We start from the raw sequence: 10,057 nt of genomic DNA, 5'->3' as shown, positions 1-10,057 counted from the left end.
GTGAGGGGCTTTCCCCGCCCGACAATTCTTTATCAACCCGCCGCTCTCCCAAGCACTGATATGTAATGGCCACTCCGTAAACGACTGCCGGTGAAGGCTCGCCGCCCTCACCCCCGGCCCCTCTCCCTCAAGGGAGAGGGGAGAATTCAATCGCCGCCCCCCCTATCAACCGCCTCGCCATGAACGCCTTCCCCGCCCCGATCCGTCGCCGCGAAGCCCTCTGCGGGCTGGGCGCGACCCTCGGTTCGATCGCCCTGACCGACCTGCTGGCCCGCGACGGGTATTCCAACGACGCGACGTCCGAGGGAACCAAGCCGCCGATGACCCCGGCGAAGGCCAAGGCGGTCATCATGCTCTTTATGGAGGGCGGGCCGAGCCAGGCCGATACGTTCGACCCGAAGCCGACGCTCGATCGGCTGCATAAAACCGAATCGCTCCGCACCGAGGGGCAGGAGACCGGCGAGAAGTTCTACGTCGGCAGCCCCTTCAAGTTCCGCCAGGTCGGCGACAACGGCCTGTCGATGTGCGACCGCTGGGAGCACCTCGCGGCGCCGGACGTGGCGAACGAACTGTGCAATTATCGCGGCTTGCAGGCGGAGTCGTTGAACCACCCGGAAGCCCTGTTCCATATGAACACCGGCAGCCGTTTGGGCGCCGACCCGGCGGTCGGGGCGTGGGCGAACTACGGACTGGGCAGCCTCAACGAGAACCTGCCCTCCTATGTCGTGATGACGGAGCTGGCCGCGCCGCAGGGCGGGGCGACGAACTGGTCGAACGGCTTCCTTCCCCCGCAATATCGCGGCACGCGACTGCGGCCGACCGGGTCGCCGATTCTCGACCTCGATTCCCCCGCCCATCGGCCCCGCGCGTTGCAGCGGCGGATGCTGGACGAGCTGGCCCGCTTGAACGCGAACCACGCCGCGGCCGCCGGCGACGACCCGCGCCTCGCCGGCCGGACCGACGGCTACGAACTCGCCTTCCGCATGCAGTCCGCCGTGCCCGGGGCGGTCGACCTGGCCGACGAGACCGCCGAAACGCACGCCCTGTACGGCCTCGATCGGCCGGAGACGGCGACGTTCGGCAAGCAGTGCCTGACCGCCCGCCGGTTGGTCGAACGCGGCGTGCGATTCGTGCAGATCTTCAGCGGCGGCTGGGACAGCCACGATTACCTGGAACGCGGCCACGGCTCCCGGATCGCCAGCGTCGATAAACCCTTCGCCGGTCTCATCCGCGACCTGAAACGTCGGGGCTTGTTGGAGGACACGCTGGTCGTCTGGACCGGCGAGTTCGGCCGCACCCCGGACAACAACCGTCGCGGCGGCGTCTATTCGCTGGGCCGCGGTCATAACAACGAAGCGATGACCACCCTGCTGGCCGGCGGCGGGATCAAGCCGGGCGTCGTCGGCGCGACGGACGAGTTCGGCGCCAAAGCCGTCGAGTGCGTCCACCCGATCCGCGACCTGCACGTCACGATGCTGCACCTGCTGGGCCTGGACGACAACCGCCTCACCTACTTCCACGCCGGTCGCCACAAACAACTCAGCCAGTTCGGCGGCCAGATCATCCCCGAACTGCTGGCGTAACCCCCGACAGCCCGAGGCGCAAGCCGAGGCCGGGTGACGCGGACCACGCAACACAACCTCGGCTCGCGCCTCGGGCTGCCGGGAACGCTCTCGTTCAGAACGATCGATCGTTCTCAACGTCGCCCCATTCCCCCCGCACCCACTTCGCGACCAGCGCCGCGTGCGAGAGCGGCTTCGACAGGTCGTTCAGGTCGCCGTTCGTTTCATAATCGAGCAGGACGACCGGGCCGCGATCGCACAACGCTCGCAGGTCTTCGACCAGATCCGCGACGCGATTCTCCAGGACGAACCGATACGTCGGCAGATAGATCGCTCGGCGGGCCGCAGCGTAGTCCAACAGGTCCGTCCCGCCGACGCCCCGCCGATGGCCGCGGACCGGGCCGAACCGGCGGACCGTCCGCTTCAGACCTTTCATCGAGGAGACCGCGAACTTCGCGGGGTCGACGTCCGCGGTCTCGAAGACCTTCAACCCCTGCCAGACGCCCTCCACGCTCTCCGCGGTCACGCCGGGGGAGAAGGGGACCGGCAGACCGCCGTGCGGATAGAACGGTGAGAACCGCACCCACGGCGCCGAGCCGCGACTGGTGAGATCCAGCACGGTCGCGCCGGGAAACTCGCGTTCGATCGTCGCCGCCGCCTTCCGCCGCGAGGCGACCGCGGGGCTCGACCCGACGGCGGGGTGCTCGGCGGTCACTCTTCCTCTCCGGTGGACGGAACCTCGCGCGGCCGCTCCGCGGCGGCGGCGGCGAGGAGGGCGTCGGCGTCCAGCATCGGGCCGCAGCCCTGTCCGTTTGAACCTCGGCCAGCATCGTCCGGGATCGGCTCGCCGATTTCGGGGGTCGCGGCGGCGGGGTCCGGGAGGCCGAACGCGGCGCCGGCGAGGGTGAAGGTCAGATCCGGCACCTTCTTGCGATTGATCGCCCGGGCGACGGCGCTGCGCAGCTGCGGTTGAGCGTAGCCGAGCTTCTCCAGCACGGCGCCGGCGTCGAGATCGCTGCCCGGGTCGATCGGGGCGAGCGTCGCCAGCAGCCGCGAGGCGTCCGGGGCGGGCATCACGTCCGCGACGTACAGCTGCCGCAGCAGATCGTCGCCCGTTTCGCCGCTGAGGACGTAATCGAGCGTCTTGCGGACCTGCCCGCACAGCTGCAGCGTCTTCCGATCCGGCGTGCGTTCGCCGCGACCGCCGGACCGGCCGCCGCCTTTCCCGGAACGAGCGCTCTGACCGCGGTGGCGTTTTTTGCTGGACATCGAACCGGGCGAGCGGGGGAGCGAACGGGAGCAGAGCGAAACGGGCGAGGATTGTAGACCCCCCGCCGCCCGCCGGGACGGGGGGAAGCCCGGTGACGGCTTCAATCCGGGCGCCGTCAGTGGCCCCCATCGCGGAACCGACGCAGACCGGACACGTCCCGGGTGCCGGAGGATCGCGCGGTTTCCCGGTCGTTCTCCAATCGGATCAACGTCGGCAGCGTCGTGACGCCGTACGCCCTGGTCACCTCCGGCTCGGCGTCCACGTCGATCACCTCGAACCCGGCCCCCGCCGCGGCCAGCGCCGGCTTCATCGCCACGCAGCTCGGGCACCAGCTCGCCGAGAACACCAACACCCGCAGCGCCGGCGCCGCCTCGGTTCGATCGGCCGACGCGGCGCCCGTTTGGTCCTTCGTTTTTCGAACCTCGGAGCGTCTGCCCAAGCAGTCGCACGGCACGCGGGCCAGCCCGTCGCCGCTGGGCACGGTCCCGGCCCCGTGACAGCGGGGGCAGTTCGGATCGGGCGTGCGCTCGTCGGGGGCGCCGTCGTCAGGGCGCGGCGGGGCGTCCCGTTCGGCGGCGGCGAGGGCGAACGCGGCCCGCACGCGGTCGGAGACGGGATCGCCGTCCGGCGCCGCCGCATCGCAGCCGGAGAGAGCGAGGAGCAGGAGAATTGCCGTGAACTTCGACACAAGAGACAAACAAGAGTTACGGAGAGCTGTGAAAGAGTCGGAGAGAGTCATCCGAGGAGTCCTCCCCAGTCGTGACGGCGGGGCGGGAAGCCGGCGAACGCGGCGAGGGCGTATCCCTCCCCGCCGCGGAGCATTCCCTCCAACGCCTCCCGACGGATGCGGAGCGTGCCGGCGGGCCACGGCTCGCCGGTCGCCCAGTCGGACAGGCGGCCGTGGGCGTCGCCCCAGCTGTTCAGCAGGGCGGCCCAGGGTCGGGCGGGGTCGTCGCAGACGCCGACGACGCACATCTGGTGCGGCCAGCGCCCGCGGCGTTCGTGGTAGCCGTCCCGGCCCGCTTTCATCGTGAAGCCGGCGTCGCTGGCGACCGTCACCGGCGAGCCGTTCGCCACCGCGGCGACGACTTCGTCCCACGTCCGCACCCGGGCCGCGGCGCCGACCGGGTGATCCGCGGCGAGGCCCAGGAAGTCCCGGAACCCCAGCGGCCCGCCGCCTTCCGAATCGGGCGACCGCACCGGGCGTCCGTCGCCCCAGGCGTCGGCGACGGCCCCGGAGTAGCTCGGCAAACCGGGGGCGTCGGTCCGCAGCACGCCGTATTCCTTCAGTGCCGCGGCCTGCCAGGAGCCGAGCGAACCGGCCCGGCCCCGCAGTCGCCCCTCCCCGGCCAGCACGCGGCCGGTGGCGTACAGGAAGGGCGGGAAGACCGGTTGAAAGCCCTCGGATTCGCCCGCGGCGATCTCCGCACATTGCAGGTACTCGACGGCGTTCTTCGCCCCGAAGGAGACGCAGTCCCCGGTCTGTTGCGGCACGTTCGGCGTGTCGGAGCCACGCACCTTGCGGACCAGATCCCACAGCCGCACGCCGCCGCTGGCCGCGACGGGCGAGACGACCGCGGAGAGCGCCGCCAGCGGGAAGGGTTCCAGCGGCGAGGAGCTTTGCTGAAGGGCGTCGTAGGCCCGCTCGGCCGCGTCTCGGCCGACCCAGCCGAAGCGGGCGGCGGGCGGGGTGACTGTTTGTCGTGGAGTAGAGGCGCTCATCGGACCGCCTCCCCGCAGGCGTCGGCGAGGCGGGCGAACGCGGCGGCGGCGCGGGTGCGCCGCTCGTCGGTCAGCGGGCCGGGCGGATTGAGGACGGGGTCCAGCTCCTCCGCGACGACCGCGGACAGCCGGCCCGGCAGCTCCAACAGCGCCGCGGCCCGCCCGGCGAGCGCGGCGAGGTCGCTCGTCGTGTTCCAATCGCCGGCTTCGAGTCGATCGGCGATCAGGCGGTAGAACGCCGCGTACAGACGAGCCGCGTCCGCGTCGCCCGCCAGCGCCGCGGCGATCCGCGCGTGCAGGTCGGCGTCGGCGGGATCGACCGTCGGATCGACCACCGGCGGCGGTTCGACGGATTGCGGCGGGGAAAAGCACCCGGCGACGGCGGCGCTCAGGGCGAACGCCGCGGCGGCCAGCAGGACCGCTTTGAGGCCGAACGGGGCATGAAGTCGAACGGCGTTCATTCCGCACCCCCTTCCGTCACGTCACGCTGTTCCTCGACGCAGCCGGCGACGACCGAGGCATGCTCGGGGTGGTGGACCTCGAACAGCAGTTCGGCCAATGCTTTCAGGGCCGCGGCGCCCCGCGGGTGACGGCCGGCGGCGGGGGCGAGAACCTCCAGCACCGCGGCGTCCGCGGCGAAGGAGCGCGCGTCGTCCCCCTTCTCCGGCGCCCCGGCCTGTGGTCGGCCGAGCAGCGCCCCGCTCAGCCCGGCGAGCGCTCCGCCTCCGGTCAAACCGGCGGCGAGCAGGTTCGACCCGGTCCACAGCGCCCCGGCGGCGCCGACGCCGAGTCCGTACCCGCCCCACGCCGCCAACGGCGGCCCGAGCAGGGCGAGAGCGGGGCAGATCCAATCAGAAACACGCATTGAAAAGTCCTCGAACGGGGGGCGGTGCGGCCGACAAGCGGCCTCACCCCACGGCGGTTCGGGACGTTTTCGCGATGCGATTCGACGTAGACCCCTGTCAGGGAATCAGATGTGACGACCCGTCCGGTGACGAACTGCGATCGCAGCCGACGGCAGCCCGCCGGCAGAGGGCGCTCCAGATGCTTTGAAGCGACAAATACGGTTTTTGACGCTCCGCAGCGTCCCGGGGTACGATGGAGGAGAACGACGCAGGAGACACATATGACGACGCCGACGATTGACGACGCGATCCTGGCCGAACTGGCGGAGCGGGCGACCGCGAGCGGTCTGACCGTCGATCAGTGGCTGGCCGCGAAGCTCGCTGCCGACGCCCCGCCGACCCCGCCGCCGGGTCGGAGCCTGTACGACGCGATGAACGAAGTGGGAGCCATCGGCTACGTCACGGACGCCCCGGCGGACCTCTCCACCAACCCCGTTCACATGGAAGGCTTCGGCCGGTCGTGAGCGGTCGGACGTTGATCGACGCCAGCGTGCTGGTCGCCGCCTTCAATGCCCGCGACCCACGGCACGCGGCCTGCGTGCGGGCCGTGGGCCAGGCCGCATCCCCGGCCCTCACGACCTGGCCGGTGTTGACGGAGGCGTTCTACCTGCTGCGGCGTTACCGGGGCGCGGTCTCGAAGATCATCGCTTTGGTGCGGAAGGGCGACCTGTCGGTCGAGCCGCCGCCGCCGGGCTTCCTGGACTGGTACGAGGCCTACGCGGCGACCTACGCCGACCGGGAGGTCGACTTGGCGGACGCTTCCCTGGTACGGCTGGCGGAACTGCGGGGCGTCGACACGATTCTCACACTGGACCGGAAGGACTTTTCGGTCTACCGCATCGGCGTGACCGGCGCCTTCCGCATTCTCCCCGAGGACGCGGACTGACGAGCGAATCGCCCGTCGTCGGGCGGCTACTCGGGGATCCTCGGCGCCTTTACATTCGCTTCGCTGCGTTCCCGCCCCCGCCGTCCCCAGGCGTCGCCCCGATGTTCGATTTCCTCTTCCGGCGCGGCAATGCGTCGAATCGCTGGTCGCGGCCGCCCGGGTTGGAGCTGACCGTCGAATTGTCCCCGCCGGCGATCAACGGCACGCCGCTGGGTTCGCACGTCGAAGACTTCTCCTTCCTCGGGCGGAGTTCCCTGGGCGGACCGGGGTGGTTGGAATTCGGGGACCTCGGCGTGGCGCTCGATCTGGAGGACGACGGGACCTGCTCCGGGTTTCAGGTCGTCTTCGAGGATCCGGACGGCCGGTTTCAGGCGTTCTCGGGACGGCTCGCCGTCGGTCGAGCGACGGTCCGACCGGCCGACCTCGTGGACGAACTCGGCGCCCCCTACTGGGACGACCGCGACGAGGACGAATCGGTCGTGTACTACGAGTTCTCGGACTATGAAATACAGCTCGAACGCACGCTGGAAGGCGAGAACCAGCGGATCATCGTGACGAACCAGCCCGCCATGGCCGACGCCGACCATCGCAGACGCTGCAACGTCGACAAACCCTGGCCGCCGAGCTGAGGGAACGGCGGACGCCCGAGTCGCCGACTATCGCACGGGGAGGGTGACGGTCATCCGGCGGCCTCTTCGAAGCACCGTCAGCTGGACGCTGTCTGCGTCGGGGCGGTCGAAATGGATGTACTTGAGGAAGTCCGCTTCGAGCAGCAGGTCGGTGCGGCCGTCGACGGCGACCAGCAGGTCCTTGTTTTTCAGGCCCGCCTCCGCGGCTTTGCCGGTGGGCCAGTTCACGGTGAGGCCCGTTTCGTCGGGAGCGATTCCTTTCCGCCGCTTCTGCGGATCGGGGACCAGTCGCATGTTCGGTCGGGCCGGCCGGAGCGACGCCCGCCAGTTGCCGTCGGATTTCCTCCAGTCGCCCGCGAGTCGGATCGTTGTGCGGACCGTCTCCCCGTCGCGGCGGACCTCCATCGGCAGGGACGCCTCGTCCGGGGCGTGATGCAGGACCCATTGCACGTCGGCCTCGGAGACCAACGGTTGCCCGTTCAGTTCGAGCAGCAGGTCGCCGGGTTTCAGGCCCGCCGCGGCGGCGGCGGACCGCGGGGCGACCGATTCCAGCTTCAGACCGTGGTCGACGGCGATCGTCATGCCGAGGTTCTCCGCACGGGGGAACGGCCACAGATCGCGGAGGGCGAGATCGCCGTCGAGGATCGTCTGCCGCAGTTCGGCCTCGCCGACGGTGTGGCAGTGGATGCAGTTACTGACCAACGGCGGATTGTGCTTCGCGGGGAACGGCTCGAAGGCCGGCAGCTCCTCCGCCAGGGCCGGCCCCGCGGGCGCGGGGCGTTTGCCGGCCAGTTCCGCTTCATTCCGCGGAGCGTCCTCGTGAAGTTCCAGCACGCGTTTGAGCGACTGCTGAAACGAACTTAATTTGTGCCGAACGAGTTCCTTGCGGTCTTTGGAGATCCGCGTCCCGTAGCGCCCGTAGACCGTGCCGTCAGCGTTCAGGAAAACCGCCGCGTGCGGGACGTCGCGGTCGAAGGCGAACACGTGGCGGTTGACGCCGTTCATTTTCACCATCCGAACCACGGTGAATTGATCGAGCAGCGCATCGAGTTCCCCGCCGGCGGCCGTGATCTCCCGTTCGAATTGCGAGGCCTCCGCCCCCCCGACGGTGCAGAGGGCCCCGTCCAGCGTCGGGGCGGATCCGCAGGGGACGCAGCGGAACAACGCGAGAATCGGCTTGCCGGTCCGTCGGGCGTCCCGTCGGGCCGCGTCCAGATCGTGGTAAATCCACCGTTCCGAGACCGCGTCGTCCCCCAGCGCCCGCTTGAGGGTTTGCGGGTCGGCCTCCGGTTGGAACCAGTCCTCCGCGTCGCGATCAAGCTGGGTCTCGGTTTCCTGCGCGAGCGCTTCCGGCGCGACCGTACTCCCGTCGCACCCGACTAACGCCGCGGCCAGCGCCAACGGCAGGGCGGCGGCCGACCGGCGGTCAAACGACGAGATCAGCGACATCAGTCGATTCCCTTGTGAGAGCGAACGGATCGGAGAGATCGCGTGGGATCGTATCCGATCCCCGCGCGGGAATCCCGCGTCGGTCGCCCGGGGGAACGAGACGCGGATCGCGGGGGAACGCACGCCACCACCTCCCGGGCGGGAACGTGCGTGAACGAACAACCGTGTGCCACTGGCGTCTCGCCAGTGAGAGCGACGTGAACCAAAGTTCGGGCGTCGCTCGATTCACCGCGTCGCACAGCACTGGCGGGACGCCAGTGGCACACGCCGGCGCCCCCTCATTTGCAGGATCGCCCTGAAACGCAGGACCGATCCATGTCAGCCAAACAGCCGACTAGAACACAGGTTCACCGGATTTTGTATTGCCACCGGACGCCGCTTGCCCTTACGATCCCGGCCATCGGAAGACCCCTTCCGGTCAGGGCCGGTACCGGCCCGCATCCGGCCTTCGCCTTCGAGGCGGGCCAATGAAAGGAAAAGATGCTCGCAGTAGCAGCTTTTCTGGGCAAGGTGGTGGCTACGGCCACCGTGACGGAACTCGTCCGCTATGCGGTGAGCTCCGTAAAGAACCTCAGCCGCAAGCGGCGGACCCGCAAGCGGCCGTAGGTTCTCAGTAGAGTGTCGCTCGACACTGCATTAGTCGACGATTCGGATTGCTGCCAGGCTTGCCGGATCGTTGACAATCGACGTGTTGTTAGCCCGATGACAGGAGGTCGTCGGGCTTTCTTCGTTGCGCCTCCGTCCGCCGGTCGGCCAGCACTAGCCAGCCTGTCCTGCACCCAGCCGCTTCGCACACGTGTTCAGTAGTGTACAAATCACTTGTACCGACTGACACACTGTACAGTGTGTCTGGGGGGATGAGAATAGGCTACATCTCTCAGTGGTGTCAACGTCGTGCTTGACATATTCCGACACATTCTGACACATGTGTCCTTCGGGCTCGGCGTCGTAATACTCTGTCATAATAGATTATTTCCGTCTCAGAGAACTCCCAGACCCCTCGGGCCGCTCTCGGAATTCTGCATTGCAGGTAAGTGGGAATCAGTGAAGGGTGACGTGCAGGGGGGGGCCGATAACATTTTTGCATTTTGCAAGTCTGTCCACTTGTTTGAACCCACATTGATGCACTCGACTGGTGTACGCACGAACACAAACAGGTGCAGTGCTAGGCGTTGACGGCATTGCCCTCACCCTGCTGACGGCCTCCACGCCGGGTGCCATGCTCTCTCCGGCCGTCGCAGCGAAGCGGCCGGGTGGCATGCCTTCGGCTCGGAGCGTCAGCGGAGAGGCGTAGGCATGGACTCTGACGGGTGCGAGCCTGAGGAAGAACAGTTCGGGCGTCACTCGAACATGCCTACAGCCTAAAGAGGCTGAAGGCATGCCACCCAATGGGGAGGGGGCGTCGGACGCCGTCAGCGCGCCGCCTAACGGCGACGGCGAAGCGGGGGACGTGGAGGAGTGCTCGCACCTTTCCCCTGCCCCCTTCGACCTTCCACCAGTCCCCCTCACGCCGTCGCCGGGCGTAGGCGGGACCACACCGCGGGCACATCCAACCGCCGCAACGCCACGTCGATGAGCCAGAGGGCGAGGGCGGTCGCGAGGAGGTAGGGCCAGAGGGGGAGGGGGTCGGGAGC

11 protein-coding genes are annotated in these 10,057 nt (G+C 68.9%); 4 read left to right on the top strand and 7 right to left on the bottom strand.

Annotated elements, in window-relative coordinates; genetic code table 11:
• The first annotated feature begins 179 nt into the window (after positions 1–179).
• Complete coding sequence (locus LzC2_RS18125) at positions 180–1,583, top strand: DUF1501 domain-containing protein (protein ID WP_171189443.1); 1,404 nt, start codon at positions 180–182, stop codon at positions 1,581–1,583.
• Between the two features lie 94 nt (positions 1,584–1,677).
• Here LzC2_RS18125 and LzC2_RS18120 read toward each other — a convergent pair whose 3' ends face one another.
• The 6 genes from LzC2_RS18120 to LzC2_RS18095 all read right to left on the bottom strand — a co-directional run bounded on the left by LzC2_RS18120 (position 1,678) and on the right by LzC2_RS18095 (position 5,419).
• Positions 1,678–2,277, bottom strand: coding sequence for a DUF6939 family protein (locus tag LzC2_RS18120; RefSeq protein ID WP_171189442.1), 600 nt, complete (start codon positions 2,275–2,277; stop codon positions 1,678–1,680).
• Positions 2,274–2,831 (bottom strand): ribosome-binding factor A, encoded by a 558-nt coding sequence (locus LzC2_RS18115; protein WP_171189441.1) that lies wholly within the window; start codon positions 2,829–2,831, stop codon positions 2,274–2,276. The genes LzC2_RS18120 and LzC2_RS18115 overlap by 4 nt, the downstream gene beginning before the upstream one ends.
• Positions 2,832–2,947: 116 nt before the next feature.
• Positions 2,948–3,520, bottom strand: coding sequence for a thioredoxin family protein (locus tag LzC2_RS22635; protein ID WP_171189440.1), 573 nt, complete (start codon positions 3,518–3,520; stop codon positions 2,948–2,950).
• Positions 3,521–3,567: 47 nt separating this feature from the next.
• Positions 3,568–4,554 carry a hypothetical protein gene (locus LzC2_RS18105; protein ID WP_171189439.1) on the bottom strand — a complete coding sequence of 329 codons (987 nt, stop codon included), beginning with the start codon at positions 4,552–4,554 and terminating at the stop codon, positions 3,568–3,570.
• Positions 4,551–5,015: a hypothetical protein gene (locus LzC2_RS18100; protein WP_171189438.1), complete on the bottom strand. Its 465-nt coding sequence runs from the start codon at positions 5,013–5,015 to the stop codon at positions 4,551–4,553. The genes LzC2_RS18105 and LzC2_RS18100 overlap by 4 nt, the downstream gene beginning before the upstream one ends.
• Positions 5,012–5,419, bottom strand: coding sequence for a hypothetical protein (locus LzC2_RS18095; protein ID WP_171189437.1), 408 nt, complete (start codon positions 5,417–5,419; stop codon positions 5,012–5,014). The genes LzC2_RS18100 and LzC2_RS18095 overlap by 4 nt, the downstream gene beginning before the upstream one ends.
• A 261-nt stretch (positions 5,420–5,680) precedes the next feature.
• Between LzC2_RS18095 and LzC2_RS18090 the strand changes: the two genes are divergently transcribed.
• The 3 genes from LzC2_RS18090 to LzC2_RS18080 all read left to right on the top strand — a co-directional run bounded on the left by LzC2_RS18090 (position 5,681) and on the right by LzC2_RS18080 (position 6,974).
• On the top strand, positions 5,681–5,923 hold the full coding sequence (locus tag LzC2_RS18090; RefSeq protein ID WP_171189436.1) for a hypothetical protein: 243 nt from the start codon (positions 5,681–5,683) through the stop codon (positions 5,921–5,923).
• The gene (locus LzC2_RS18085) at positions 5,920–6,345 is read left to right on the top strand and encodes a type II toxin-antitoxin system VapC family toxin (protein WP_171189435.1); all 426 of its coding nucleotides are present in this window, start codon (positions 5,920–5,922) and stop codon (positions 6,343–6,345) included. The genes LzC2_RS18090 and LzC2_RS18085 overlap by 4 nt, the downstream gene beginning before the upstream one ends.
• Before the next feature lie 101 nt (positions 6,346–6,446).
• The gene (locus LzC2_RS18080) at positions 6,447–6,974 is read left to right on the top strand and encodes a hypothetical protein (RefSeq protein ID WP_171189434.1); all 528 of its coding nucleotides are present in this window, start codon (positions 6,447–6,449) and stop codon (positions 6,972–6,974) included.
• A gap of 27 nt (positions 6,975–7,001) precedes the next feature.
• On the opposite strand, the gene LzC2_RS18075 is transcribed toward LzC2_RS18080, so the two are convergent.
• Positions 7,002–8,423, bottom strand: coding sequence for a Trx7/PDZ domain-containing (seleno)protein (locus LzC2_RS18075; RefSeq protein ID WP_171189433.1), 1,422 nt, complete (start codon positions 8,421–8,423; stop codon positions 7,002–7,004).
• Between the last annotated feature and the right edge of the window lie 1,634 nt (positions 8,424–10,057).

The sequence above is a fragment of the Alienimonas chondri genome, assembly GCF_013036045.1.
Taxonomy (GTDB): domain Bacteria; phylum Planctomycetota; class Planctomycetia; order Planctomycetales; family Planctomycetaceae; genus Alienimonas; species Alienimonas chondri.
The sequence above is the reverse complement of the archived record's forward strand: the minus strand, read 5'-3'. Positions and strand labels throughout refer to the sequence as shown.

Coding starts and splice junctions, on each gene's coding strand:
- LzC2_RS18095 (WP_171189437.1), bottom strand. CDS start 5,419: ATGCGTGTTTCTGATTGGATCTGCCCCGCTCTCGCCCTGCTCGGGCCG.
- LzC2_RS18100 (WP_171189438.1), bottom strand. CDS start 5,015: ATGAACGCCGTTCGACTTCATGCCCCGTTCGGCCTCAAAGCGGTCCTG.
- LzC2_RS18080 (WP_171189434.1), top strand. CDS start 6,447: ATGTTCGATTTCCTCTTCCGGCGCGGCAATGCGTCGAATCGCTGGTCG.
- LzC2_RS18075 (WP_171189433.1), bottom strand. CDS start 8,423: ATGTCGCTGATCTCGTCGTTTGACCGCCGGTCGGCCGCCGCCCTGCCG.
- LzC2_RS18115 (WP_171189441.1), bottom strand. CDS start 2,831: ATGTCCAGCAAAAAACGCCACCGCGGTCAGAGCGCTCGTTCCGGGAAA.
- LzC2_RS18105 (WP_171189439.1), bottom strand. CDS start 4,554: ATGAGCGCCTCTACTCCACGACAAACAGTCACCCCGCCCGCCGCCCGC.
- LzC2_RS18090 (WP_171189436.1), top strand. CDS start 5,681: ATGACGACGCCGACGATTGACGACGCGATCCTGGCCGAACTGGCGGAG.
- LzC2_RS18125 (WP_171189443.1), top strand. CDS start 180: ATGAACGCCTTCCCCGCCCCGATCCGTCGCCGCGAAGCCCTCTGCGGG.